Source organism: Hymenobacter lucidus (genome assembly GCF_020447265.1).
In the GTDB taxonomy this organism is placed as follows: Bacteria; Bacteroidota; Bacteroidia; order Cytophagales; family Hymenobacteraceae; genus Hymenobacter; species Hymenobacter lucidus.
The window spans coordinates 510,074-536,475 of record NZ_JAJADR010000004.1 but is presented as its reverse complement, the minus strand read 5'-3'; the positions used below and the strand labels follow the sequence as shown (position 1 = coordinate 536,475).

The following is a 26,402-nucleotide window of genomic DNA, read 5'->3' as shown; positions in this document are numbered from 1 at the left end:
AAGGTTGCCGGGCTATTTGCAAATAAATCACAGGCTTTTTTTGTGTCGGGCTGCCTGCCAAGCAGTTATATAATGAGTCTCAGGCCGTTTGCTGGCAAGATTCCCCGTACCTTTGCGCTCCCATTAGGAATTCTTGCCATGTCTGATACGCCGCAGCCGCTCACTTTCGCCGATTTCAAGCTCAACAAACAGCTTCTCACCGCCGTGGCGGAAGCCGGCTTTGAGCAGCCCACGCCCGTGCAGGAGCAAACCATTCCGCTGCTGCTGGCCGGCCACGATGTGTTGGGCATTGCCCAGACCGGTACCGGCAAAACGGCCGCCTTTGGCCTGCCGCTGCTCATGAAGGTGAAATACGCCCAGGGTACGCACCCGCGCGGCCTCATCCTGGCCCCCACCCGGGAGCTGGCCATGCAGATCGAAAACCACCTGAAAAAGATGGCCGTGTATACCGATCTGCGCATTCTGGCCATTTATGGCGGCCTGGGACCCAAAACCCAGATTGACACGCTGGCTCAGGGCGTCGACATTCTCATTGCCACGCCTGGCCGCCTGATGGAGCTGTATCTGAAAGGTGCTCTGGTACTGAAGGAGCTCAAAACTCTGGTGCTAGACGAGGCCGATAAGATGATGGATATGGGCTTCATGCCCCAGATCCGGGCTATTCTGGAAGTAATTCCGCGCAAGCGGCAGAACGCGCTGTTTTCGGCTACCATGCCGGAGCGGGTAGTGAAGCTGAGCGAGGAATTTCTTGAATACCCGATGCGCATTGAGGTGACGCCCGCCGCTACTTCGGCCCAGAACGTGTCGCAGACGCTTTACCGGGTGCCCAACCTGCTTACCAAGATCAACCTGCTGGGCTACCTGTTTAAGGATGCCGAAACGTTCAACCGGGTCATGATTTTCTGCCGTACCAAGGAGCACGCCGACAACGTGGCGCACTTCCTGGGCCGCAAGGTGGCCGGCGAGGTGCGGGCCATTCACGGCAACAAGGGCCAGAATGTGCGCATCAACTCGATGGACGCTTTCCGCGCCGGTGAGTTGCGCTTCTTAGTAGCTACCGACGTAGCTGCCCGCGGCATCGACGTGCCCCAGGTAAGCCACGTCATCAACTTCGATGTGCCGCTGGTGTACGACGACTACGTGCACCGCATTGGGCGCACGGGCCGGGCCCAGCACACGGGGGCAGCCATTACCTTCGCCAACGAGGCCGAAATGCATCACATCGGCCGCATCGAGGAGCTCATCAACCAGCCCATTCCGGAGCTGCCGCTGCCGCCCGATGTGAAGGTGATGGACACCATGTTTGACGAAAAGCAAAGCATGGCCCGCGAGATTGACGAGCGCCGCAAAAAGCTGGACCCCGAGTTTCAGGGTGCCTTCCACGAGAAGGTAACGCCCCTGCAGAAGGGCATCGACAAGCGCACGGGCCAGGCCTACGTGGAGGGCCCGAACCGGAGCCAGAAAGGCAAAAAGAAGCGCGCCTCGCCGGGCAAGAGCCAGTCGCCGGCGGCGAAGGGCGCGGCCAAGCTGCGCAACGCGCGCCGCAGCCGGTAGTCCACCGAATATCCATACAAAAAGCCCCGACCAGTACTGGTCGGGGCTTTTTTGTTGCAATAGGGCGCAGGGAGTTAGTTGCGTACTACACGCTTGACGATGGCACCGTCGCCGGTTTGGAGACGCACGGTGTAGATACCTGATTTCAGGCCGCTCAGGTCGAGTTGCGTGCTGAGTTTGCCGGCCTGGGGCTGAACGGAGAAGATCTGCACCAGCTGGCCCAGGGCGTTGCGAACTTCGCCACTGGCCAGGGTGGCCTTCGTCAGACCAGCTACTTCCAGCGTAACTACGCCGCTGGCCGGGTTGGGGTACAAGGCGCTTTGAGCCTCTAGGGCCGCGTTGCGGGCCGCCAGCGTAATGGTCTGGAAGCTGGAGTAGTTGTAGCGATAATTATTCACGTACTGAAGCGTAACATCATCGAACTCCTGATGCACTTGACGAAGCAGGACGTTACCGCTATTGTATACGTTGATGTACTTACTTCCGTCTATCACCTTCCAGGCATTATTGGTCCAAGATTCAACAGAATACTGCTGTCCATTCCCTTGGCTATCAATAATATCTGTATATCGACGGTAGTTAAACCAGGCGTTGATGTTGTAGGCTTCTCTGAGTTCTACGGTGCTACCATTGGCACCATAGGTAACCGTGTACCGATCGGAATCCACAAAGGTGGTACCGTTAAAATCCTGCACACGGTAAGAAAGGGGTTTTTCGTTGGCCCAGTCGTACCACACAATGTCCAGAACACGCTCATCATTTCTCCAGGAGCCGTTATTCCATTTTTCGGACGTAATCGAGCTCCACTGCCCGTTGGTATAAGTAAACGTCGTGCGGTCTGTATTCACATACACGCCGTTTTCCAGCTCCTTGTTGATTACCTCCGTCATCAAACCGGCAGCATTGTAGGTATATGCCGACTGGTAGGCATCCGTGGTTACCCAGATACTACCATTCCAAGTTTGTGATTCATCTAACGTCCTATTGCCGTGCGAATCATAGGTTGACAGATACCGACTGCTGTTTACCCAAGCGTTGTTATCCCAGTTCTGGTTAGTGTAGCTGGCTTCTTTACCGTTCGAATCATAAGTCATCAAAGAACGGCTGCTGTTTACCCAAGCGTTGTTATTCCAGTACTGGTTGGTATAGCTGAGTTCCTTGCCCTGGGCGTTATAGGTATACAGCGAGCGGCCATTGAAAGCCGATGTAGCCGAATCCTGATCAATCTGCTGGGTTACAAGCCCCTGGGCGTTGTAGGTATAAACCCTTTTCGCAATTACATCCCAACGCCGAGCGGCGGGGTCCCAGGAATAGCTTACCTCCTGACCGGGACGTACGACTGTAGCCTTGATGCCGCGGGCCGCCATAGCAGACTGCCCTAGGGATTCATGCTTTTTGTTGATCAGGGTCATGAGCTTACTGCTGCTTTTCGCAGCGGCCGTCTGGGCCTGCACATCAGTAGCAGCTACGGCTAGCAAACCGAGCATGCTTAAAAAGAATTTTTGAGTAGAAGTAGGCATAAGGCCAATAAGCTAGGTGTGAAAATGAAGGAGTAAACAGGTTCATTACTTGCTCAAACCAGGTATAGGCCTGGTAATCCCAGAGTAAACGGACCGCAAACCTACCACTCTGCCCGGCCTGCCACAATACCCACAAGTAGGTATTTTGCCGTCCACGAAAAGCACAAAGAAAAGGCCCGACCAAGTACTTGGTCGGGCCTTTTCCACGGAAGAAAGAACGAGAATCTAGTTACGCACCACGCGCTTGACGATGGCGCCGTCGGCAGTTTGCAGGCGCACAGTGTAGATGCCTGATTTCAGGCCGCTCAGGTCGAGCTGAGTGCTGAGCTTGCCGGCCTGAGGCTGGACCGTGAACTGCTGCACCAGCTGGCCCAGCGCGTTGCGCAATTCGCCCGTGGCAGCCTGCGTGCCGCGCACGTCGGCTACTTCCAGCGTTACGAGGCCGGCGGCGGGGTTGGGGTACAGCGAGGCCCGGGCTTCGAGGGCTGCGTTGCGGGCCGAGGCCAGCGTGATGCTCTGGAAGTTGGAGTAGTTTATGCGGTAATTATTGACGTACTGGCGGAGCATGTTGTCGAAGCGCTGCTCCACTTTGCGTATCACTACGTTATTAGCGTTGTAAAACAGTAGGTTACGGTCGCCGTACTCCAAACTCCAGGCGTTGTTTATCCATTGCTCTTCGATGTTGGCCAGCTCGTTGCCGTAGTTGTCGTAGAGCTCCGAAATGCGGTAGTCGTTCACCCAGGCCGTGCCGACGTATTTCTGCACCGTGTTGACCTGGTCGCCATTGGGGCTATACGCAACAGTGGTGCGGCTTTCGTCGACGAAGGCAGTGCCATTGAATTCCTGCCGCCGGAAAGAAGCGGGCAGCACACGGCTCCAGTCGTACCACACCACGTCGAGGATACGCTGGTCATCCACCCAGGCCCCGTTTTCCCACTCCTGTATTACCAGGCTGCTCCACTGCCCGTTGGTAACGGTATACACTTCACGCTCCTGATTGACGAACGTGCCGTTGTCCCATTCCTTGCGAATCCACTCCGTTATGACGCCGGCCGCGTTGTAGGTATACACGTTCTGGTTGCCGAAATCCGTCGTCCAGCTGCTGCCGTTCCAGTTCTGGCTCAGATATTCCGTTTCGTTGCCCTGGGCATCGTAGCTGAGCGTATAGCGGCTATCATTTTCCCAAGCGTTGTTCAGCCACCGCTGGTACGTGGTCGAGGTTGACTTGCCTTGGGCGTTGTACTCGAGCAGAATCCGCTCATTGAGCTGGGAGGTGGCCGAATCCCGGTTAATAATCTGCGTCAGGCGGGCACCAGCGTCGTAGCTATACTCCTCTTTCCGGCCAAGCATCCAGGTGCTGCTGGCGCTGTCCCAGAAATAATTGATACTCTGTCCGGGACGTACTACGGTTGTGCTGATACCGCGCAGGGCCTTGGTAAAAGGGCTCGTGGCCGGGTGCGCCGCGCGGCTCAAGGCCGTAAGCGAACTAGCAGGCCGAGCCGACTGAGCCTGTAAATCGGTAGTGGAGAGGGCCAGCAGCCCCATAACACCCAGAAAAAACTTTTGTGAAGAAGTAGGCATAAAGCAAATAAGTTGGGAGAAGAGAATGTATCGTTGAGACAAATGCCGCCGCAGAGGTTGCGTACAGAGGCTAGAGAAAGAATAGAACCCAAAGCTACTACGCCCGCCGCCGCTTACACAAGCGTATAAACAAGTGTTTTAGAAACTGCTAAAAGCTAAAAAAGCCCACCTGCTGCAGGTGGACTTTTCCGGAATGGAAGCTGACCATCGGGCTACCGGTGAAAAAACGGCAGATGGCTGAATTTAACAACAAACAGCGTCATGACTGAGCCCCAGAGCAGCGCACTCCAAAGCATGTGCAGCAGGATGCGCCAGCGCGGCACGTGCAGCTGGGTAGCAATGACGGTGCCGCCAATGGGACTGAATAGAATGGGGGTCAGAAACGCAATGCCGGGCATGCCGAAGCGGCGGTAGATGCCCACGATACGGCGGCTGCGCTTGGTAAACAGGGGCTTGCCTTTGTCTTCGCGGCGCTGCCGCTGGTGCAGGGCCCACATCCGCCCCACGCCCGATACCACCAGCACCGTGGTCATCATGCCCGCCACGCTCAGGCCCAGCGTCTGGAAAAAGGGAATTCCCAACGACACGCCCGCCAGCGGACCGCCGAAGAACTTCACCATGCTCAGCAGGAAAACGGAAGCGTATTTGGCAAAATGGGGCAACACGGCGTTTTCGGAACTAATGAAGGAAACTGCAAAGCGTAAAGATAACAGGTAAGCGCCGGCGGGTTTAGTTCCGGCGCATTACCGGTTCATTACAGTTTGCTGCCGTACGACAGGTCGCCGGCGTCGCCGAGGCCGGGCACAATGTAGGCGTGCTCGTTGAGGTGGTCATCCACAGCCGCTACCCACAGCGTGGCTTCGGGAATTTCGCGGGTAACGTACTCCACGCCCTCGGGCGAGGCAATAACGGCGGCAATGTGCACCTGCCGGGGCTGGCCGAAGCGCAGCATGGCCCGGTAGGTCTGCACCAACGACTTGCCGCTGGCCAGCATCGGGTCTACTAAGATTAACACCCGCTCGTCGAGGTTGGGGGCCGAGAGGTAATCGACCTGCACCCGCACCTGCGCCGTGCCCTCGATGCGGTAGGCGGCGGCAAAGGCGCTGGGCGACTGGTCGAAGTAGTTCAGGAAGCCCTGGTGAAACGGCAGGCCGGCGCGTAGCACGGTGGCCAGCACCGGAAAGTCGCGCAGCTGCTTGCTGATGGCCTTGGCCAACGGGGTTTGCACCTCTTTGTCGGTGTAGCTGAGCTGAGAGCTGATGCGGTAGGCAATAATTTCGCCTAGGCGCTGCAGATTGCGGCGAAAGCGCAGACTGTCGCGCTGCACGTCTACGTCGCGCAGCTCAGCCAGAAAATGATTGGCAATGGAAGGCTCGGCGCACACAATATGCACACGGTCGGCGGCGGGACTTGCGGGGGGAGTATTCAGCGTTTCCATGACAGATACCAGGGCTGGCGGGTGAAGGTGAGGGCTACGTAGGGCACGGGCCGGGCCCCGAAGTTGGCAAAAAAACGGGCAATTGACGGAATCATCCCGCCTTCAAAGTCCAGGACAAGGCCGGGCGTAGCAGCGTAGTGTCGAATGACGTGGTCGAGGAGTAGTACCGGTGCCGCCGCTTTTTTACCGGCTGGCGAGGCAGCGGCAAACAGGTAAATAATGACGCGCGGCGTGACAACAAACAGCGCCCCAGCCAGCAATTCGCCGGTTTGCGGGGCTTTTACTTCCAGAATCAAGGCCTGCCCTGCCTGCTGCAAGCCGACCGTAAGCTGCTGCAGCTGCCGATAGTGCCGGGCTTTCAGACTGCTTACTTCGCCGCCCTTATGCTGCTGGAATAGTGCTAGCAAGGCTGCTGCTGAAGTCGTTTCCGTAACTCGCAACGGCTGCTCCAACTGCTGATTGAGGCGCAGGCGGCGGCGGTAGTCGGCGGCGTAGCCTTTCTGCAGCTGCTCGTAGTCGGCGGCCAGGGGCAGGCAGTAGGTTTGCCGAACCACCGCAGTAAAGGCCGGCACGGCGACCGGCAGGGTATTGGCGGTGTTCAGCTGTAGGTAAAGCCGGCTGCAATGGCGAGCCGCCAGGGCCAGATATTCCTCGATTTCGCGGTGCCGGCTGGCGGGCGTCGTAAGCAGACCCAACTGCTGGGTGAAGGCGGGCTGGTACACCTGTCCGCCCCAGGGGCGGCGCTTCACCGGCAGCGGCAGCACCGACCGATACTGGCTCGAACCTGGCTCCTGTTCTACCACAGCGTCCCAGCGGCCGGCCGTGGCGTGCAGCCAAGCGCTTTGTGCGTAGGGCACGGCCTGCTCGGCGGCGGCCACGCAGGCGTCCCAGGCAGCCAGGTCGAGTTGGGCGAATGACAGATAACGGAGCGGCAAAGCAGGCGGATAAAAAGCAGGAGCGGCGTAAAAGTAGGGCAATCCGTACGTCCTTGCTGCTTTTCGGCGTTGGTACCGTACACTAGCGGCCGGGCTTGTTCAGCCGGCTGCTGCCCTACTTTTTTCCCTGGCCTCAACTCCCACCGTTGAACTGCGTAGGTTTGCCCCGCCGGGTGCCTCACCAGAACCACGGCCCCCGCTTTTATGAAGAAACCACTAATCCTTTTTCTATCGGCGCTGGCTATGCTGGCCCACCGCGCCGTGGCCCAGACTACGCCTCCCCCAGCCAAAGACCCGGATGCGGTCTGGCTGATTTTTGACCACCCGATAGACCCCAAAGCCGACCCCAAAGCGCCGGCCAAGGCCCCGCAGCCGGCTCCCGCCCCGGCGGCTGGTGCCACTCCTACTAGTCCGGCCGCTGCCGTAGCCCCGGCGCCGACAGCGGCTAGCCCGGGCATCAGCCAGCGCGCTACCACTACCCAGGGCAGCACCTACGTGCCCCTCGACCAGGACATCTACCGCCTCATCGACCGGTACGCCATCAAATACGGCCCTGATTCGCTTGGCGACCCTTATACCGCCGTGCGACCCTACCACCGGGCCGGCGTGGCCCGGCTGGCCGAACGGGTGCTGAACGACAACGGCAGTGCCACCTCGCAGTCGGCCGCCGACCGGTTTAATGCGGAGTATCTGGCCCGTGACAACTGGAACTACTCGGCTCAGGGTGCGGCCATGAATACCAGCACGCAGCCGTTCCTGAAATATTTTTTCAACAATCAGACGGACTTCTTCCACGTAGCCACCCCCGACTTCACGCTGCGCGTGAGCCCGGTGGTGCAGTTTCAGCTGGGTAAGGATACCGATGCCGACGGGCTGCGTTACATCAACACCCGGGGCGTGCAGGTGGAAGGCACCGTGGATGGGCGGCTGGGCTTCTACACCTTCGTGGCCGACAACCAGATGGCCGTGCCCGCCTACGTGCAAAACCGCATTGCCCGCGACACCATTGTGCCCCACGAAGGCTACTGGAAAAACTTCAAGAACAAACCCGACCAGTACGACTTCCTCTCGGCCCGCGGCTACCTCACCTACGCGGCTACCAAGCACATCAACGTGCAGCTGGGCCACGACCGGAACTTCATCGGCAACGGCTACCGGTCGTTGATTTTGTCGGACTACTCGGCCCCGTATTTCTTCCTCAAGCTGAACACCCGCATCTGGAAGTTCAACTACCAGAACCTGTTTGCCGAGCTGACCGCCGACCGGCGCGAGCAGGACCAAGTGTATCCCAAGAAGTACATGGCCTTGCATCACCTCAGCCTCGATATTACGCCCAGCTTCAACGTGGGCGTGTTCGAGTCGGTGATGTTTGCCCGGGGCAAAGGCCGCTTCGAGCTGCAGTACCTGAACCCGATTATCTTCTACCGCAGCATCGAGCAGCAGGTGGGCTCCGAGGACAACGCCATTCTGGGCCTTGACTTCAAATGGAACGTGCTGCGCCGGGGCCAGATTTACGGGCAATTGGTGCTCGACGAGTTGGTGGTGAGCAACGTACGGGCCGGCAACGGCTGGTGGGCAAATAAGCAGGCGTTTCAGCTGGGCGGCAAGTATATCGACGTGGCCGGCATCAGCAACCTCGACGTGCAAGCCGAGTTCAACTACATTCGGCCTTATACTTACCAGCACGAAGACCAGTACCGCAGCTACCAGCACTACCAGCAGCCCCTGGCCCACCCCATGGGCGCCAACCTCTACGAGTTCATCGGTATTGTAAGCTACCAGCCCCTGCCCCGCCTCAATATTGTGGCTAAAGGCTTTTATACCAAGCAGGGCCTCGACAGGGTGAATGCCGATGAGCTGGGCCAGAACTACGGCGGCAACGTGCTCAAGTCGTACAACACCCGGGTGCAGGAATTCGGCAACACCATTGCCCAGGGCAACACCACCACGCTGCTGCACGGCGACCTGACAGCCAGCTACCAGGTGCGCCACAACCTCTGGCTCGACGCCAAGCAGATCGTGCGCCGCCAGACTGGCGACGACTCGGCGCTGGGCAACGGCACGGCGGCTTTTTCGTCGGTGTCATTGCGCTGGAACATTGCCCAGCGGCTACACGAGTTTTAAGCCGATATCGGACTCTGCTTATGCGCCACGACCCCGCTGCCCTGCTGCTCTTCCGGCCCGTCAATCAGCAGGAGCTGGATTTGATAGCCGCCGCCGACTGGCTGGCTTTTCCGCCGCGCCTGCCTGAGCAGCCCTTTTTCTATCCGGTGCTCAATGAGGCCTACGCCAGCCAGATTGCCCGCGACTGGAACGTGCCCTACTACTGTATCGGCTACGTGCTGCGCTTTGCCGTGGATGCCGATTACGCCGCTACCTTTCCCGTGCAAAACGTGGGTGGGCCCGAGCACGACGAGTTGTGGGTACCGGCCGAAGAGTTGGCCGAGTTCAATCAGCATATTCTGGGGCAGATTGAGGTCGTAGCCGTGTTCAGCGCCGAGTAGCGCGGCCGCCCGCCCAGCCGGGGCGCAACCCGAATCCGGGGTTACCTTTGACGTTCTTATGAAGACCTACCTCCGCATTCTGCAGTACGCGCGGCCCTTCGCCGACTTTCTGCCGCTGTACCTACTCTACACCATCCTGGGCATCTTCTTCGGCATCGGCAACTTTGCCCTGATGATTCCGATGCTGAACGTGCTGTTTGAGCAAACCGGCGCGCTCGAAATTCCTGCTACTCTGCCCACGTTTGCCCCCACGCTGGACTACGTCACGGGCACGTTTTATTACTACTTCGGCCACGTCATCTCGACCTACGGCAAGCTGGGCGCGCTGCTTTTTGTGTGTCTGGTGCTTATAACGTCGGTCTTTTTCAGCAACGTATTCCGCTACCTGAGCTTGCGCATCGCGGCCCGCGTCCGGTCCCGCGTGATTCGCAACCTGCGCCGCGACCTTTACAACCGCGTGATTCAGCTGCAGCTGGGCTACTTCTCGTCGGGCCGCAAGGGCGATATGATGTCGCGCTTCACCAACGACGTGCAGGAAGTGGAAATTTCAGTGGTCAATACCCTGCAGGGTGTCGTCCGCGACCCGCTCTACATCGTGGCCTACTTTGTGGTGCTGTTCTCATTTTCTACCAAGCTCACGCTGTTTTCGCTGGTGCTGCTGCCTATTTCGGGCGGCATGATTGCGGCTCTCTCCAAGCGCCTGCGCACCCAGGCCAAAACCAGCCAGAGCACGCTAGGCTCGATGATGTCGGTGATTGATGAGACGCTGGGCGGCATGCGCGTCATCAAGGCCTTCAACGCCCAGGCCTACATCAAGGGCAAGTTTGAGGACCAGAACGACCAGTACGCCCGCACCTCGCGCCGCATCGACAACATCCGGGACCTGGCCTCGCCCTTCTCCGAGTTTGCCGGCGTGCTAGTCGTAGCGGGCCTGCTTTACTTCGGCGGCACGCTCGTGCTGGGCGGCACCTCCGACCTCAAGGCGGCCTCTTTTATTGCCTACATCATCATGTTTTCGCAGGTGCTCACGCCGGCCAAGTCGCTTTCGTCGTCGTTTGGCAACATCCAGCGGGGCCTGGTAGCCGGCGAGCGGGTCCTGAGCATCATCGACACCGAGCCGGCCATTCGCGACCAGCCCGGCGCGCGGGTACTACCCGCCTTCGAGCACCAGATTGAGCTGCGCAACCTGCAGTTTGCTTACGGCGACACCCCCGTATTGCAGGACATCAATTTGATCATTCCGAAGGGCAAAACCATTGCGCTGGTGGGCCCCTCGGGCGGCGGCAAAAGTACCCTGGCCGATTTGCTGCCCCGCTTCTACGACCCCACCGGCGGCCAGATCCTCATCGACGGCTACGAGGTGCGCGACTGCACCATTCACTCCGTGCGCGACCAGATGGGCATCGTGACCCAGGAAAGTATCCTGTTCAACGACACGATTCTGAGCAACATCCGCTTCAACACCCAGGCCACCGACGAGCAAGTAATAGAAGCCGCCCGGATTGCCAACGCCCACGAGTTCATTATGCAGGCCCCCGACGGCTACCAGACCATCATCGGCGACCGGGGCAGCCGTCTCTCGGGCGGGCAGCGCCAGCGCCTGAGCATTGCGCGGGCCATTCTGCGCAATCCGCCCATCCTGATTCTGGACGAAGCCACCTCCGCCCTCGACACCGAAAGCGAAAAGCTGGTGCAGGAAGCCCTCACGCGCCTGATGCAGAACCGTACTTCCCTCGTCATTGCCCACCGCCTGAGCACTATTCAGCACGCAGACGAAATCGTGGTGCTCCAGCAGGGCCGCATCGTGGAGCGCGGCACCCACGACGAGTTGCTGCGGCGCGAAGGCGGCGTGTACCAGCGCCTGAATTCGATGCAGACCAACGGCGTGCTGCCGTAACGCTGCGGGGTCAGAATAGTGCTGAAATCCCGGTTGTGCCAACTGTAGCGGGCTTCCCTGCGTTTATGGGCACGTTGCCGGGCTTGTTCCACGATTCTAAATTGGTGAAAACCTATATTTAGTGCGCCAATGCGGCATCCGTGTGGAACAGCCACCGGCTTTTCCGGAATTTTAGCTTTCTCCCTTCTATGCTTGCTCTCAAACGCCTGGTTACGATTCTGGTGATGGTGTACCTGCTGCTGGCGCTGCTGTTCGTCTTCAGCCCCGCCGCCCGCGACACCTTCGCCTCCACCTTCAACCTGAGCGGTGATGCCGGCCTGGCCACGTTCTACAACACGCTCTTCATCGTAGGAGCCGTGCTGCTGGCGCTGCAGCTCATCACCGAAAACATGGACAGTGCCCTGCTGCGCCGTGAAACTAACGTGCTCAACGGGAAAATCAACGAGCTTAAGGCCAAGCTCTACGACCAGCAGATTGACCAGCGCGAGCGGGATTTCCAGCAGCGCACCGTCACGACGGCTACTACCACGACTACCGCCCCCGTTGCTCCCGCGCCCACCACGGTGTACCAGTCGGGCCCGGTAGCACCGGCCCCGGTATATATCGACTCGGCCATTCCGCCTGCCGGCAGTGGCACCGTAACGCCCGGCCACGACGTGGAGCATCCTACCTTTCCGCAGTCGGACCCCGGCCTGATGAACGCGCCAGTGCAACAGCCCAACACCATTATCCATCCCGCGCCCGATAACCACCCCGACAACCGCGCCGGGTTGTAACTTTGCTTCGTGACCGTACCCCTGACTGACCTCATCCGCGCCGAGCTGAACGAAGCGCGCACCGTGCTCGACCGTTTTCTGGCCGACCCCGACAACCTGGCCCACATCGAGCAGGCTGCCCGCCTGATGGCCGCCAGCCTTCGGCAGCACGGCAAAATCCTGACCTGCGGCAACGGCGGCTCCCTCTGTGACGCCCAGCACTTCGCCGAGGAGCTCAGTGGCCGCTACCGCCTCGACCGGCCCGCCCTGGGTGCCATTGCCCTCACCGAGGCCTCGCACATGAGCTGCGTAGCCAACGACTACGGCTACGACCATGTGTTTAGCCGCTACGTGCAGGCCCTGGGACGCCCCGGCGACGTGCTGTTGGCCATCAGCACCAGCGGCAACTCGCCCAACGTGCTGCGCGCCGCCGAAGCCGCCAAAGCCAGCGGCATGCAGGTTGTGAGCCTCACCGGCAAAGATGGTGGCCAGCTGGCTACCCTCAGCGACGTGGAAATCCGGGTGCCCCACACCGGCTTTGCCGACCGGATTCAGGAAGTCCACATCAAGGCCATCCACATCATGATTATGCTCATCGAGCAGCTGATGGCCGAGCCGGCCTAAGCATTTGCTTTCAAAGAGTACCAAAAGCCAGCCCCGCAACGGGCTGGCTTTTTCTATACCTAAGTACTGCTATACTCTCCTATCTTTAGACTCCGAATTCATTATCGACTTATCCTTACCCCAGAATGCTTACTAAAACCTACGGCTCGGCCGTGCAGGGCGTCAACGCCAACACCATTACCATTGAAGTAGTCGTATCCCAGGGCACCAATTTCTACGTGGTCGGGCTGCCCGACAATGCCATCAAGGAAAGCCAGCAACGGGTGGAGTCGGCCCTGAAAATGCGGGGCTACCGCATGCCACGCACGAAAGTTGTAGTGAATATGGCTCCGGCCGACATTCGCAAGGAAGGCTCGGCCTACGATTTGCCCATTGCGCTGGGCATTCTGCACGCCTCCCAGCAGCTTACTACCGAGCGGCTCGGCGAGTACATCATCATGGGTGAGCTGGCATTGGACGGTGAGCTGCGCCCGATTCGTGGGGTGCTGCCCATTGCCATTCAGGCCCGCAAGGAAGGCTTTAAGGGCTTTATTCTGCCCCGTGCCAATGCCCAGGAAGCGGCCATCGTGAACAACCTCGACGTTATTGCGGTGGAAAACATGCAGCAAGCCATCGACTTTTTTGAGGGTCGCCTGGAAATTGAGCCGCTGCAGCTCGATACCCGCAGCGTGTTCCAGAACACGGCCAACCAGTACGCCGCCGACTTTGCCGACGTGCAGGGCCAGGAAAACATCAAGCGGGCTCTGGAAATAGCAGCGGCTGGCGGCCACAACGTTATTATGATCGGGCCGCCCGGCGCGGGCAAAACCATGCTGGCCAAACGCCTGCCCAGTATTCTGCCAGCTCTTTCCATTCAGGAAGCCCTCGAAACTACCAAGATTCATTCGGTGGCCGGCAAGCTCGGGGCCAATGCGTCGCTGCTCACTACCCGGCCGTTCCGCTCACCGCACCACACTATTTCCGACGTGGCGCTGGTGGGCGGCGGCGGCAATCCGCAGCCAGGCGAAATCTCGCTGGCCCACAACGGTGTGCTGTTTCTGGATGAACTGCCGGAATTCAAGCGCACGGTGCTGGAAGTGATGCGTCAGCCGCTGGAGGAGCGCCGCGTCACGATTTCGCGGGCCAAGATCAGCATCGACTTTCCCTCTAACTTCATGCTTATAGCGAGTATGAATCCGTGCCCGTGCGGCTATTACAATCATCCGGAGAAAGAATGTGTGTGCGGCCCCGGCGTGGTGCAGCGCTACCTCAACAAAGTCAGCGGTCCGCTCCTAGACCGTATTGACCTACACGTGGAAGTGACGCCCGTAACCTTCGACCAGATGACAGAAATGCGCAAGGCCGAAACCAGTGAGAACATTCAGCAGCGGGTAGAAACCGCCCGAGCCGTGCAGACGAAGAGGTTTGGGGAATTTCCTGAAATTCACTCCAACGCCATGATGCCGTCCCAGATGGTGAAGGAACTTTGCCAGATTGACGATGCGGGCCGCAGCCTGCTCAAGACAGCTATGGAGCGCCTCGGCCTCTCCGCCCGTGCCTACGACCGGATCCTGAAAGTAGCCCGCACCATTGCTGATCTGGGCGGCTCGGAAGAAATCCGGCTGGAGCATCTGGCTGAAGCTATTCAGTACCGCAGCCTCGACCGGGAAGGCTGGGCTGGGTAAAGCAGCCGCCCCGTTTTACCTTATGACAGCACTTATCGCCCTGCCACGGCGCAGAAAGAGCAGGTGTAGACCGTTACCACATAAAAAAAGCCCGGCCTGCGGATTGCAGACCGGGCTTTGGTGATCCCGCTGGGATTCGAACCCAGGACCCGTACATTAAAAGTGTACTGCTCTACCAGCTGAGCTACAGAATCGTTACCCGTTGACGAATCGTGATTCGCGTTTCGGGGTTGCAAAAGTGGCAGAATAAGGGCTATTGTCCAAACTTTTGCAGGACGAGTTTGGCAATACTTCGCCAATTACTGGATAGCAGGCTTAGTATCAGTTAGATAATTTCTGTAAAAAACTTAGCAGCCGAGGGCTTTAATGAGGCCAAATTCTACCGAAATAAGTGGGAGCTTTGTGCCCGTATACCTTGCGGCCTGCCATGTACAACGCCTTGCTCAAACCCCTGCTTTTCCGGCTCGATGCGGAGCAGGCGCACCACTTTGTTTTCGACAACCTGAAGCGGGGCTACCGGCTGCCCGGCACGGCGGCACTGCTGCGGGGGCTCTACGATTTCGCGCATCCGGGGCTGGAACGGGAGGTTTTCGGGTTGAAATTCCGGAATCCGGTGGGCTTGGCGGCAGGCTTCGACAAGAATGCCGAGCTGACCGACGAGCTGGCAGCGTTGGGGTTTGGCTTTGTGGAAATCGGCACGGTGACGCCTCGAGCCCAGCCGGGCAACCCCACGCCGCGCCTGTTTCGGCTTCCGGGCGACGAGGCGCTGATAAACCGCATGGGCTTCAACAACGAGGGCGCGGCGGCGGCGGCCCGGCGACTCCGGCAGCGCCGCTCCGATATCATTATCGGCGGCAACATCGGCAAGAACAAGGACACGCCCAACGAGCAGGCCGCCGCCGACTACGTGGCCTGCTTTGAGGAACTCTTCGATACAGTGGACTATTTTGTAGTCAACGTCAGCTCGCCGAACACGCCGAATCTGCGGCAACTCCAGGAAAAGGAGCCGCTGATTCGGCTGTTGCAGCAGGTGCAGGAAGCCAACCAGGCCAAAGCCCAACCCAAGCCGCTGCTGCTCAAAATAGCGCCCGACCTTACCGACGGCCAGCTCGATGACATCCTGACCATTGCCCGGGAAACCAACCTCAGCGGGCTGGTAGCCACGAATACGACCATTGCGCGAGACAATCTGCAGACTTCGGCAGCGCAGTTGGCGGCTATTGGAGCGGGTGGGCTGAGTGGCCGCCCCCTGCGGCAGCGGGCCACCGAGGTAATTCGCTACCTACACCGCCACTCCGACGGGGCCCTGCCCATTATTGGCGTTGGTGGTATTGCTTCGGCGGCCGATGCGCAGGAAAAGCTGGCGGCCGGCGCGGCCTTGGTGCAGCTCTACACCGGGTTTATCTACGAAGGCCCGGCCCTGGTGAAGCGCATCAACCAAGCGCTGGTGGCAAAGCAATAACAGGCGCTTACCGCACGGCTCCGGCCAGCTCGGGTTGAATCCGGACTTCCACTACTTTTTCGGGGTGGCGGCCAGCGGCAAACTGCTTTTTGTAACGGCGCTGCACCCAGATCAGGGGCGGAACCATGACCAGCGTGGGCCACAGGAAGTTCAGCGGAAAGGGAATAAACGTGAGGCTGGTAGCGGAAAAGGCCGATACCGCCGCTATGTAGGAGCCTACAAAGCCCGACATATGATTGAGCAGCCACTGGCCTGCCGTCCACGGCCCCCGCTGCCGGAAAGCCCGGGCCTGGCGCAGGGTCGTCATCAGGCCTATGATGCCGAAAACCACCGGCACGGGGTTGGTTTTGATTTGCAGCAGACCATACAACAGTGTACCGGCGAAAACGGCCGTGCCGAGGCCCACACCCAGCCAATCGACTAGGGCGGGCCGCACCTCTCCCCGGCTCAGGCGCTTATGATACACCGAGCGGTAGCCAAACCAAGCCAGATATAAGCTAAAAATGCCCGTGAGCAGCAGGAACGTGAGGCCGTGGAGGGAAGCCGAAACAATGGCCGTAGTACCGGCCACTACCATGGCCCAGAAGAAAATGCGGCCCCACAGCCGGTGGGCCGCGCCACCCTTGCGCACATACAGTGCCGCCGGCGCCACGAAGAAGCCGATAAAACCCGCTGTAATATGCAGCCAGCGGTTCAGGAGCAGAAACGTTTCCATGCGCGGTGGACTAGTGAAATTGTGAGGTTGTGCAGTGGCAACTCCGGTAATGCTCCGGCAAGAAAGCAGCCGGCCGGCCACCGCACTATTTTCTCTTACCCAACCGTCGAATAAAGATGCCGAACCATCATTCGACGCTACCAAACCCAACCGGACGACAAGTCACAAATTCACCATCTCACCGCTACAGCTTCACGCCTACTTTCAGCTCCACCACATCGGCGGCACCGCGGTGCACCTTCAAGTCGACGGCCCCCCAGAGCTGCTCGGTGAAGTGGTATTTCAGGCCCAGCCGCTCGTAGTAGAACTTGTTGGACTTGTAAGGATTGTAGACATAAAAACCAAGGTGCGACACGAAGGCCAACCGGCCAAACAACAGTTCGTGGCCCACGAATACGCCGGCTTTCTTCACGTCGGGCAGCTGTTCGCCCGAGCGGGAGGTGTCGCGCAGCTGCACCAATAACGACCGGTCGTAGAAGCCCTCGGCGCCCAGCAGCAGGTTGCTCTTGCGGTTGATGCGCCGGCCTACCACCGCCGATACCGACTGCACGCTGTACTTGCGCCGGTCCGACTCGTTGCGCTGCTTGAAGCCGATGCTGGTGCTAAAATCCAGGAAGTTGCGGCCTACGTCGTCGGGCCGGGCGGTGGGGGCGGTGCTCAGAGGCCGGAAAGGGCGTTGCTGATGGTAGTTGAGCCCCAGAAATACCGTGGGCAGGTTGATGCCGAAGTTGGGCTTGGTGGTAGCGCCGTTGGAATAGTGGTTGAGCCCCACGCCCAGCAGCAGACCGTATTGGGGCGCAACGGCCACGTCGTATTCCATTCGCATTTGGAGCGTGGCATTCAGCCGCGAGCTGACGATGTTGTTGCGGTGGTTGGTTTCCGGGTCGAAGCGCGTGGGGAAAAAGCCAATTCCGGTGCCGATACGAAAATTCAGCTCCTGCCGGGCCGTGCGGTAAAACTGCTTGTTGATGTAGACTGTGGCCGCGTACGACTTGCCCAATATCGGGTTGTGGTAGTCGTAGTATACCAGGGCTAGGCCCACTTTGGGGTACTTGTACCAAGCGTGCCAGGGCTCCAAGCCATTGGTCTGCCGCTGCAGGTTCAGCTCCAGCCCCGTGGGGTGCGACACGGCCAAGTGCTTCACCGAGGGCGTGTGAGCAATAATAAAGCTACCCTGCGCATATAGACCCAAAATCAGGGGCGGACGCGCGTCGTGGGGGGCGGTAGGCAGCTGGGCCCGGCTGGCGGTGGCTGCCAGCAGCATAGTCACGAGCAAACCGAGGCGAATCATCATAAAGCAGTAGAATCCAAGCTCCCAAAAGTAGCTAAAGGGGGGCAAGCAGCCGCGGAAACGTTTCTTTATTGAGCTGTATCCAACAGCCTGACCCTATTACCAGTTGCGGGAAACCAGCTAGCTACCAATGGCTTTCTTCTTAAGAAAAGCTTTACTCATCCGCAACAATTGCGTCTGATTTTGCGGTAAGAAGGGCATACCATCATCTTTCGAGCACGCTGTTGCTCTCAAATATCTCTTCCCACATCATTCCTTTTTTGCTCCTACGCTCATGAAAAAATACGCAGCTCTCGCCTTTGCCCTTGCTACCGCTTCTGCCGCTTCTGCCCAGGATGCCGGTGGTTTCCGCCTCGGAGTAAAAGTGGGCGGCACCTACTCCAACGTTTCCGGCGACAACGTTACCCAACTCACCGGCACCGGCTACAGCAGCGAGTTGGGCGACTATAAGTTCGGCTACAATGCCGGTATCAGCGCCAGCGTACCTATCACCGACGACGGGTTTTTCTCCTTCGCCCCCGAGCTGCTATACAACCGCAAGGGCTACGAAATCACCTCGACCCAGAAAAACGTTACCGGCAACATCGCCAAGGTTGAGACCGAGCAGCAGCGCGTACTGCACTACCTGGATGTGCCACTGCTGGCAAAAATCAACGCGGGCGGCCTGTTCTTTGAGTTGGGCCCGCAGGTAAGCTACCTGTTTGGTTCGAAAGTGAAGCAGCAGACCACCACCAAGTACACCGACGGCACCAAGGATAAGGTGGAAGACAATAACGGCTTCCTCGACTACACCGGCGTTTCACGCGACGAAGCCAGTAAGTCAGACCTCGCGCAGTTCGACATCAGCGGCGTAGCCGGCCTGGGCTACCAAACCGAAGGCGGCCTGAGCCTGGGACTGCGCTATGCCCGTGGCTTCAACTCGCTGATTGACACGAAAGACGCCGACAACGAGCCCAAAGCCTTCAATAATGCCTTTACCCTGCAGGTAGGCTACTTGCTGCCACTGGGCAAATAGCATTTTTAACCTGTTGATAGTCTGGCCGCTTCTCCCGAGGCGGCCAGATTTTTTATATTCAGCTATACCCTAGCCGGCTCAATTGCGTTTGAGGGCACATCCTGGCCATTTGCAGGATACGCTTTCATTTCCGTTCACCACACTCCCTTTCTCATGAAAAAGACCACTGTCCTGTTGTCCATCTTAGCTGCCGTCGGTTTCTCAACTGCCGCGCAGGCTCAGGTACGTTTCGGCGTGAAGGGTGGCGTTAGTCTGTCCAATTATTCCGGCTTGACAGATGCTGAAAAAAAAGGCGTTGAAAACCTGGTAAACGGTAATGCCGGCGTCATGCTGAATGCGCCTATCACCGACGACGGGTTCTTTTCTATTCAGCCCGAGCTCCTGTATTCCGGGAAAGGCGGCAAGTTCTCTGACAGCGGCGTGGAAATAACCAACCGCATGCACTATGTTGACCTGCCCATTCTCGCTAAAATCAATGCTGACGGCTTTATCTTCGAAGCCGGGCCGCAGGTGGGTTACCTGGTAGCCCGCAACTACGAAGCCACCAGCACCGGGCCGGTAGTGAAGTCTTCCACCCTGAACGACTACAACCGCTTCGATGCAGGCTACGTGGTCGGCGTAGGCTACGAACTGGAAAGCGGCCTGGGCCTGGGCATCCGCTACAACGGGGGCCTCACCAACGTGCTGAAAGAAGTAGCCGGCGTGCAGTCAAAGGCCAAAAACTCGGTATTCCAATTTCAGGTCGGTTACCTGTTCGGCGGCCAATAGCCTCTTTAAATGCCTAAAAAAAGCCCCGTTCTGCACTAGGACGGGGCTTTTCTGCGTTTATAGGTTTTCGGGGGCACTTGCACTTTGGCATATTTTTCGCCTTGCTCCTACCATTCCATTCTCCGTTCTTTCTCTCCCCACACTATGAAAAAGACCATCATTGCTTTAACCTCTTTGCTCTCCGTCGCTACCATCAGTGCTTCCCGGGCCCAGGGCGTCCGGCTGGGCCTGCGGGCCGGGGCCAACTACTCCAACCTGGCCGGCGAGGTGCAGAACGAAAATACCTACAACAACAAAATCGGCTTTCTGGGCGGCGTAATGCTCAACGCCGACCTGAGCGGCGACGGGTTCCTGTCGGTGCAGCCCGAAATCCTGTTCTCGCAGAAAGGCTTCGAAAACAAGCCCACCGAATACAAAAACCTGCTCGGCACCACCCAGAAGCGTGAAGGACAGGTAAATTACAACTACCTCGACGTGCCGGTACTCTTCAAAGTAAACGCCAGCGGCCTGGTGTTCGAAGCAGGTCCACAGTACTCCTACCTGCTCAGCGTGAAGGACGAAACCAAGGTAACGACCACCTCGGGCCTCACCGGCAACACGAGCACCGCCACCAGCCACGACCAGAAAGACCTGAGTAAGCTCAATCGGAACGAGCTGGGCTACGTGGCGGGCATCGGCTACCAGGCTGAGAATGGCGTGAGCCTGAACCTGCGCTACACCGGCGCCTTCAGCGACTTTGCCAAGAGCGACGACGGCTCGTACTTCGACGGCGACCTGAAAAACGCCCGCAACTCGGCCTTCCAGGTGTCGCTGGGCTACCTGCTCCCGAATAAATAACACCCCTGTTTTGTACCAGTGCAAAAGCCCCGACATCTGCCGGGGCTTTTTTTCTCTTCCCACCTGTTGCCCCTGCAGTCGTAGTCAGGTGGTGAAAAACAGGATTTTTACCGACTATGGGCAACGCCCCAGAAGCAGCAGAGCGTTTGTCGCCGGCAGCGGCAGGGCCGGCAAGCTGCCTTTGGGCTAAGTGGCTCAGCCGGGGCAGAGTTGAAATCTTGCTGGCCAGCTAGGCTCCACCGGTACTGTAGCCAGGGCTTTAGGGCTAACTATAAGAACATTATCCGTCTCGAAGCCCAACTGCCCCTTCTGCTTCCTCAAGCAGAGCCAGGTCATGCGCTTACCCAACTACCTGGTTGAAAGCTGCCGCAGCAACTCTGCCACGCACAGCGACATAGTACCGGCAGACATCGTCAAGTTTGTATGATTTCGTGTACCTTCGCATCACCATTCATTATTTTCAAGTTTCCTTACTCATGAAGAGAATTCTCCTCTCTGCCCTACTGCTTGCCGGCCTTGCTGCCACTGCTTCGGCACAATCGGTTGGTTCTATCGGCGTCAAAGCGGGCTTCAACTACTCTAGTATTGAGGGCAAAAACATTGATGTGGATTATCGTCCTGGCTACAGCGCAGGGTTTTTCCTGAATGCTCCGCTGAGTGCCGATGGTGCCTTGTCGTTGCAGCAGGAAGTATCCTTCGCCGTGAAAGGCTCTAAAGCCGAAGAGGGTGGTGCCAAGGAAACCCTGCACCTGGGCTATATCGAAACGCCCCTGGTGCTGCGCTACAAAAAGAGCAACATTTTCGTCGAAGGTGGTTTGCAGGCCGGCATTCTGGTTGACACCAAGTACACCCTGAAGGTTGATGATGAAGAACTCAGCACCAACAAGGCTTCTGACCTGGGGTTGAGCAGCTTCGACCTGAGCTACGTAGGCGGCGTAGGCTACCAGATGGAAAACGGTTTCCAGGCTGGCCTGCGCTACACCCGCAGCTTCACCAATCTGTTCAACGAGGATGATCTGCTGGGCGGCACCAAGGGCCGTAACTCAGTATTTCAGCTGTATGTAGCCTACTCGCTCAGCGGCAAATAAGCAGTTCGCAGCATACGTACGCCCATAAAAAAAGCCCCACCGGAATATATTCCGGTGGGGCTTTTTTTATGGGCGTACGCCGCACTTTTACTTCGTTGCGGCCGCGTAGTTGCGGTAGAAGTGCGGAATGGTTTCGATGCCTTTCAGGAAGTTGAAGACACCGTAGTGCTCGTTGGGCGAGTGAATGGCGTCGGAGTCGAGGCCGAATCCCAACAGCACCGTATCAAGGCCCAGCTCCGACTTGAACATGGCCACAATCGGGATGGAGCCGCCACCGCGGGTAGGAATGGGGCGCTTGCCAAAGGTGGTTTCCATGGCATCGGCGGCGGCTTTGTAGGCTACCGAGTCGGTGGGCGTTACCACGGGCTCCCCGCCGTGGTGAGGCTTCACCTTCACCGTTACACTGGCCGGGGCAATGCTTTCGAAGTGTTTCTGGAACAGCGCCGTGATTTCGTCGGAAGTCTGGTGGGGCACCAGGCGCATCGAGATTTTGGCGTAGGCCTTGGAGGCAATAACGGTTTTGGCCCCCTCGCCGGTGTAGCCGCCCCAAATGCCGTTGACATCCAGCGTGGGCCGTATGCTGACGCGCTCCAGGGTGCTATAGCCCTTCTCGCCGTGGATGTCGGTGAGGCCGATGCTTTGCTTGAACTCGTCGTCGGAGTGCGGAGCCTTGGCCATTTCGGCCCGCTCGTCGGCGCTCAGCTCGTCCACGTTATCGTAGAAGCCGGGGATGGTAATGTGGTTGTTCTCGTCGTGCAGCGAGGCAATCATCTGGCACAGGATGTTGATGGGGTTGGCCACCGCGCCGCCGTAGAGGCCCGAGTGCAGGTCGCGGTTAGGACCCGTCACTTCTACCTCGTGGTAGCTCAGGCCGCGCAGGCCCACCTCAATGCTGGGCACGTCGTTGGCAATCATGCCGGTGTCAGAAATCAGGATGACGTCGGCCTTGAGCTTTTCCTTGTTTTCGCGCACGAAGATGCCCAAGTTGTTGGACCCAATTTCCTCTTCGCCCTCAATCATCACTTTCACGTTGCAGGGCACGCCCCCTTCCTGCATCATCACCTCGAAGGCCTTTACGTGCATGTACACCTGGCCTTTGTCGTCGCAGGCACCGCGGGCGTAAATTTTGCCGTCTTTAATAACAGGCTCGAAGGGCGGGGAAGTCCAAAGCTCGTAGGGGTCGGCGGGCTGCACGTCGTAGTGGCCATACACGAGCACCGTGGGCAGGCTGGGGTCAATGATTTTCTCGCCGTACACGATGGGGTTGCCAGCCGTCTGGCACAACTCCACGTTTTCGATGCCCACTTCTTCGAGGCGGGTCTTGAGGTATTCGGCAGCCTTGAGCACGTCGCCGTGAAACTTAGGATCGGCCGAAACGGAAGGGATGCGCAGCCAGTCGAGCAGCTCGCTCAGGAAACGTTCTTGGTTGCTTTCGAGGTAGGAAGCCATGCAGGATGGGGTTTGGGAAGTGTAGCCGTAAAAGTAGCTAACGAACCAGTAGTAACTAGCGCTGCGGTGGCAAGTTCCCGGCCTGTGCCGGGGAAGGAATCTGTTTTGCTGGTGCTACGCTTACTTGCCACAGGTAGTACGCAGCCACGCTTTGGCGTCGTCGTCGTTGCCGAAAATCCGCACCTCAAAGCCCTTGAGCTGGGCGTAGAACGAAGCCGCCGAGGCATCGGCCATCGAGTCGGGCACCGAAACCATGGCGAAATGACGGATGCCGGCGGCCGTAGCGTTGGGCGCCCACTCGTTCAGAATCCAGTCCATCGAATGGTCCCAGGGGCCAATTACCTTGCGCGTATCATTCAGCACGCAGCGCAGCCCCGACGCCGCCACGGCATCGATGTAGGCCTGGGCTCCGGCCTTGATGCTCTCGGCCGTGAGGTAGCCCGCCCACTCTACCAACACCCAGCGGTTGGTCATGTCGGTATCGATAGTAAGGTAGGGCCGCCCCAGGGAGCTTCGCAGTTCTTGTTTCATGTACATATAGGCAACTAAAACCAGCCCGCAGGCCGGCAAAACAAGAAAAAAGGAATAATCCACCGGTTGGGGTGCCCTTAGCGCAACACCTGCCGCAGCCAGCGTTTGGCCTCAGCCAGGGTATGGTGATGCGCCGGCTCGATGTAGTAGCTGGTGGCCTCTTCGGTCTGGGTGGTGTATTGCTGCACCGAAATCTGACCAAAGACGCTTTCCGGCGACACGAAGCTACAGTGCCGGATACCGGCGGCGTAGGCCCGGGGGTTCCAGTCGTGGGCCAGCCACTGCTGAATGGCGGGGGTAGTAGCACCCACCAGCCGCGTATCGGCCAGCCAGCCCAGGAGCCGGGTGCGCTGCACCTCCTGCTCGTACAGGGTCAGCCCCCGGTCCATCAGCGACTGGAACTGCTGACGGTTGGCAAAGCCGTGCCATTGCACAACCATACAGGGCACTTCCGGGGCCAACAGCATCGAGCCGTAGGACTCCGCCAGCAGGGTGGTATCAGATATTAGAGGCAAGGTAAGACAACTACGGCTCCTAACCTGCCAAGCCGGACTGCGGTTTGAAAATAGCTGGCAAATGCTCGGGAGCATAGCCCGCCCACGCCGCACCGGCGCGGGTGTGGCGCAGCCTAGCGCGCACCCACACCCGCAGGCAGCCCCACGCCCCGGCGGCTCTGTGGCCACCGGGGCGTGGGGCTGCTTAGGAGAGCTATGCGGCCGGGGCGGCCGGAGCCGCTGCGGCGTCTACCACGTACTCATGGGCCTTGGTGGCGTCGGTCAGCTTCCAGAGAGAGTCGCCGGCGGCGCAGAGCTGCACCAGCTGCCGGTAGAGGCCGTTGGCAAACAGCAGGCGCGCCCGGGTAGCGCCGCTGCGGGTATTTTCGGCCTCCTTGCGCTCAGTGAGGCCTTCTACAAATTCCTCGTTGTTGCGGGCTACCTCATCGAGCATGGCCGCCGTGAGGCCCTCGGTTTTGTACTCATCGAGGTACTTGCGGCCCTGCTTCACGAGCATGGTAGCGGCTAGGTGCAGCTTGGGCTCACTCACGCCCGTTATGTCGGCCACGCCAAAGCGCTTGTAGCGGGCCGAGCGGGCGTCATCTTTCAGGCTAATAACGCCCATCACCTGCTGGATACTGGTTTCCAGGGCCTTCACTATAGCATCTTTTTCTTCCGTCACGGCGGCTCCCTCCTGCATCAGCACGGTATCGGGTTCCATGGTGCCGAAGGCAGCCGTGTCGGCAGCAAATTGAGGCAGCGCTGCCAGAATAACCTTACGGCGCGGGACGTTCGCGGCAGAGCCGCTCCGGCGTAAGGGTCACTCGGCATAGCCGAGCGACTGCGGGGGCAAATGGGCAGAAGCGGTTGGGACTTGGGCCAGCGACGGCGACGGGGCGTTTTGTTCAGACAGATAAATCTTCTGGCTTTATGTATTCGTGCACAATTTCCCAGGCCCGCTCCAAGCTGATACCGTCTCGCTGTGCCACTGCCAGAGGAGGATGATCAGTAGGCTCCAACTCTATCCAAGGGCGTAAGCCATTGCCTTGAAAATGCACCATGGTTTTTAAGCTTGACGTTGAGCCAAAAGCTGGTATATCACTACAGAGCCAACCAAAATAGGGCCCAATATCGGCGGTGTCCGGATTTCGCCTGTAGGTTTCGAAATTTTCGTCTTTCTGACTTACCCACACCCCTAACCCAAACGTGGTTTCCTGTCCGTGCACGGGTAGCTCAATAAGCCCGCGGATAAAGAATTCTTCGTTGTTGATGACGCAGGTATCGGTTGTCAATTCAATTCGCTCTTCCCGCTCTGCTTGCGGTATGGTGAAGTACGGATCGGGTTTAGCAAAACCAACATCTGGCAGGCCCTCGTGTAGTTGGCCGCAGCAGGCGCATAGGTAGCTCATAGGACTTTAAAATTGCTGTCAGACGCCTGCCTACTTCCGCCCGAACAGCGGCACGCGGCTTTCGTTGCCGGCGCGGAGGCGGCCGATGTTGGCGCGGTGGGTATAGATGAGCAGGGCGGCCAGGATGAAGCCGAAGTAGAGCAGCAGCGGGTTGTCGGGGCGGAACGCGTCCATCCCAGTGCTGTCGGGCAAAAGCACGGCTATTAGCTGAAGCAGCGCGAAGGCCACGCCGGCCGACATGGAAGCCAGCGACACGTAGCGGAACAGCATGAGCATCACGAGGAACACCAGGATGCAGACGCCCACCGTGGCCGGGGCAATGGCCAGCATCATGCCCAGCACCGTGGCCACGCCCTTGCCCCCCCGGAACTGCGCAAAAACCGGATAGATGTGGCCAATGACGGCCAATACCCCGCAGGCCAGCTGGAAGTAGAGCAGCTGATCGGGCCGGATGGCACCCTGGTTGAGCATCACGGTAGCCATCATGGTGGCGGCCCAGCCCTTGAGCACGTCGATGGCCATAACCACTGAGCCGGGCTTTTTGCCCAGAACCCGGAAGGTGTTGGTAGCCCCGGCGTTGCCCGAGCCATGCTCCCGGATATCGAGGCCGAAGAAGCGGCGGCCCACCCAGAGGGCAGTAGGAATGGAGCCAAGCAGGTAGGCGGCCACGAGCAGGGCCAGAACGATAGGAATGTTCATAGGAAAAAGGGCGGAACAGGGCGGTGTGGCCAAAGATAAGAGGCTTCCACAGGCTTGTACGCAAATTTGCGGCGCTGTGCCGGCAGGTGGCCGTCGTCCCGCAACATGAATTTGGAAACCCGTCCGCCCTGTCGACCAACGGGAGACATCTTGCGGGCCATGGTAAAATCAA

At 58.8% G+C, this 26,402-nt stretch carries 25 protein-coding genes and 1 tRNA gene; 12 read left to right on the top strand and 14 right to left on the bottom strand.

Annotation, left to right across the window (positions count from 1 at the left end; genetic code table 11):
• The first annotated feature begins 138 nt into the window (after window positions 1-138).
• Window positions 139-1,554, top strand: coding sequence for a DEAD/DEAH box helicase (locus LGH74_RS16305; protein WP_226177282.1), 1,416 nt, complete (start codon window positions 139-141; stop codon window positions 1,552-1,554).
• 74 nt (window positions 1,555-1,628) lie between these two features.
• On the opposite strand, the gene LGH74_RS16300 is transcribed toward LGH74_RS16305, so the two are convergent.
• The 5 genes from LGH74_RS16300 to LGH74_RS16280 all read right to left on the bottom strand — a co-directional run bounded on the left by LGH74_RS16300 (window position 1,629) and on the right by LGH74_RS16280 (window position 7,028).
• Complete coding sequence (locus LGH74_RS16300) at window positions 1,629-3,074, bottom strand: T9SS type A sorting domain-containing protein (RefSeq protein WP_226177281.1); 1,446 nt, start codon at window positions 3,072-3,074, stop codon at window positions 1,629-1,631.
• Between the two features lie 225 nt (window positions 3,075-3,299).
• Window positions 3,300-4,655 carry a T9SS type A sorting domain-containing protein gene (locus LGH74_RS16295; protein WP_226177280.1) on the bottom strand — a complete coding sequence of 452 codons (1,356 nt, stop codon included), beginning with the start codon at window positions 4,653-4,655 and terminating at the stop codon, window positions 3,300-3,302.
• Window positions 4,656-4,867: 212 nt separating this feature from the next.
• On the bottom strand, window positions 4,868-5,275 hold the full coding sequence (locus tag LGH74_RS16290; protein WP_226177279.1) for a hypothetical protein: 408 nt from the start codon (window positions 5,273-5,275) through the stop codon (window positions 4,868-4,870).
• Window positions 5,276-5,409: 134 nt separating this feature from the next.
• Window positions 5,410-6,093, bottom strand: a complete 684-nt coding sequence (gene upp, locus LGH74_RS16285; RefSeq protein ID WP_226177277.1) for a uracil phosphoribosyltransferase — start codon at window positions 6,091-6,093, stop codon at window positions 5,410-5,412.
• Window positions 6,081-7,028, bottom strand: coding sequence for a GNAT family N-acetyltransferase (locus LGH74_RS16280; protein ID WP_226177275.1), 948 nt, complete (start codon window positions 7,026-7,028; stop codon window positions 6,081-6,083). Before LGH74_RS16280 ends, upp begins: the two co-directional genes overlap by 13 nt.
• Before the next feature lie 204 nt (window positions 7,029-7,232).
• On the opposite strand from LGH74_RS16280, the gene LGH74_RS16275 reads away from it, so the two are divergent.
• From LGH74_RS16275 to LGH74_RS16250, 6 genes are all read left to right on the top strand, one after another.
• The gene (locus LGH74_RS16275) at window positions 7,233-9,152 is read left to right on the top strand and encodes a capsule assembly Wzi family protein (protein ID WP_226177274.1); all 1,920 of its coding nucleotides are present in this window, start codon (window positions 7,233-7,235) and stop codon (window positions 9,150-9,152) included.
• Between the two features lie 20 nt (window positions 9,153-9,172).
• On the top strand, window positions 9,173-9,532 hold the full coding sequence (locus LGH74_RS16270) for an F-box protein (RefSeq protein ID WP_226177273.1): 360 nt from the start codon (window positions 9,173-9,175) through the stop codon (window positions 9,530-9,532).
• A gap of 58 nt (window positions 9,533-9,590) precedes the next feature.
• Entirely contained in the window at window positions 9,591-11,429 is a 1,839-nt protein-coding gene (locus tag LGH74_RS16265) for an ABC transporter ATP-binding protein (RefSeq protein WP_226177272.1), read from the top strand.
• 188 nt (window positions 11,430-11,617) lie between these two features.
• Window positions 11,618-12,205 carry a hypothetical protein gene (locus LGH74_RS16260; RefSeq protein WP_226177271.1) on the top strand — a complete coding sequence of 196 codons (588 nt, stop codon included), beginning with the start codon at window positions 11,618-11,620 and terminating at the stop codon, window positions 12,203-12,205.
• Window positions 12,206-12,226: 21 nt separating this feature from the next.
• On the top strand, window positions 12,227-12,808 hold the full coding sequence (lpcA, locus tag LGH74_RS16255; RefSeq protein WP_226177305.1) for a D-sedoheptulose 7-phosphate isomerase: 582 nt from the start codon (window positions 12,227-12,229) through the stop codon (window positions 12,806-12,808).
• A 125-nt stretch (window positions 12,809-12,933) separates the two neighbouring features.
• Window positions 12,934-14,472 carry a YifB family Mg chelatase-like AAA ATPase gene (locus LGH74_RS16250; RefSeq protein WP_226177270.1) on the top strand — a complete coding sequence of 513 codons (1,539 nt, stop codon included), beginning with the start codon at window positions 12,934-12,936 and terminating at the stop codon, window positions 14,470-14,472.
• A gap of 118 nt (window positions 14,473-14,590) precedes the next feature.
• Here the strand turns inward: LGH74_RS16250 and LGH74_RS16245 are convergent.
• Window positions 14,591-14,666: transfer RNA gene (locus LGH74_RS16245), tRNA-Lys, on the bottom strand.
• 233 nt (window positions 14,667-14,899) lie between these two features.
• On the opposite strand from LGH74_RS16245, the gene LGH74_RS16240 reads away from it, so the two are divergent.
• Window positions 14,900-15,934 carry a quinone-dependent dihydroorotate dehydrogenase gene (locus LGH74_RS16240; protein ID WP_226177269.1) on the top strand — a complete coding sequence of 345 codons (1,035 nt, stop codon included), beginning with the start codon at window positions 14,900-14,902 and terminating at the stop codon, window positions 15,932-15,934.
• A 7-nt stretch (window positions 15,935-15,941) separates the two neighbouring features.
• Here the strand turns inward: LGH74_RS16240 and LGH74_RS16235 are convergent, their stop codons facing one another.
• Both LGH74_RS16235 and LGH74_RS16230 read right to left on the bottom strand, forming a co-directional pair.
• Window positions 15,942-16,649 (bottom strand): DUF2306 domain-containing protein, encoded by a 708-nt coding sequence (locus tag LGH74_RS16235; protein ID WP_226177268.1) that lies wholly within the window; start codon window positions 16,647-16,649, stop codon window positions 15,942-15,944.
• Between the two features lie 184 nt (window positions 16,650-16,833).
• Window positions 16,834-17,943: an acyloxyacyl hydrolase gene (locus LGH74_RS16230; protein WP_226177267.1), complete on the bottom strand. Its 1,110-nt coding sequence runs from the start codon at window positions 17,941-17,943 to the stop codon at window positions 16,834-16,836.
• Between the two features lie 271 nt (window positions 17,944-18,214).
• Between LGH74_RS16230 and LGH74_RS16225 the strand changes: the two genes are divergently transcribed.
• From LGH74_RS16225 to LGH74_RS16210, 4 genes are all read left to right on the top strand, one after another.
• Entirely contained in the window at window positions 18,215-18,955 is a 741-nt protein-coding gene (locus LGH74_RS16225; protein ID WP_226177265.1) for a porin family protein, read from the top strand.
• A gap of 153 nt (window positions 18,956-19,108) precedes the next feature.
• On the top strand, window positions 19,109-19,723 hold the full coding sequence (locus LGH74_RS16220) for a porin family protein (RefSeq protein ID WP_226177264.1): 615 nt from the start codon (window positions 19,109-19,111) through the stop codon (window positions 19,721-19,723).
• A gap of 144 nt (window positions 19,724-19,867) precedes the next feature.
• The gene (locus LGH74_RS16215; RefSeq protein WP_226177262.1) at window positions 19,868-20,560 is read left to right on the top strand and encodes a porin family protein; all 693 of its coding nucleotides are present in this window, start codon (window positions 19,868-19,870) and stop codon (window positions 20,558-20,560) included.
• Between the two features lie 476 nt (window positions 20,561-21,036).
• Window positions 21,037-21,648, top strand: a complete 612-nt coding sequence (locus LGH74_RS16210; RefSeq protein ID WP_226177260.1) for a porin family protein — start codon at window positions 21,037-21,039, stop codon at window positions 21,646-21,648.
• A gap of 87 nt (window positions 21,649-21,735) precedes the next feature.
• On the opposite strand, the gene LGH74_RS16205 is transcribed toward LGH74_RS16210, so the two are convergent.
• The 6 genes from LGH74_RS16205 to plsY form a co-directional block, all read right to left on the bottom strand.
• Complete coding sequence (locus tag LGH74_RS16205) at window positions 21,736-23,097, bottom strand: dipeptidase (RefSeq protein WP_226177257.1); 1,362 nt, start codon at window positions 23,095-23,097, stop codon at window positions 21,736-21,738.
• A 120-nt stretch (window positions 23,098-23,217) separates the two neighbouring features.
• The gene (locus LGH74_RS16200) at window positions 23,218-23,628 is read right to left on the bottom strand and encodes an STAS/SEC14 domain-containing protein (RefSeq protein ID WP_226177255.1); all 411 of its coding nucleotides are present in this window, start codon (window positions 23,626-23,628) and stop codon (window positions 23,218-23,220) included.
• Window positions 23,629-23,705: 77 nt separating this feature from the next.
• Complete coding sequence (locus tag LGH74_RS16195; RefSeq protein ID WP_226177253.1) at window positions 23,706-24,143, bottom strand: hypothetical protein; 438 nt, start codon at window positions 24,141-24,143, stop codon at window positions 23,706-23,708.
• Between the two features lie 193 nt (window positions 24,144-24,336).
• On the bottom strand, window positions 24,337-24,843 hold the full coding sequence (locus LGH74_RS16190) for a hypothetical protein (protein ID WP_226177251.1): 507 nt from the start codon (window positions 24,841-24,843) through the stop codon (window positions 24,337-24,339).
• Between the two features lie 184 nt (window positions 24,844-25,027).
• Complete coding sequence (locus tag LGH74_RS16185; RefSeq protein ID WP_226177249.1) at window positions 25,028-25,531, bottom strand: DUF2199 domain-containing protein; 504 nt, start codon at window positions 25,529-25,531, stop codon at window positions 25,028-25,030.
• Between the two features lie 30 nt (window positions 25,532-25,561).
• A complete protein-coding gene (gene plsY, locus LGH74_RS16180; protein ID WP_226177247.1) occupies window positions 25,562-26,230 on the bottom strand; it encodes a glycerol-3-phosphate 1-O-acyltransferase PlsY in 669 nt (222 codons plus the stop codon).
• Between the last annotated feature and the right edge of the window lie 172 nt (window positions 26,231-26,402).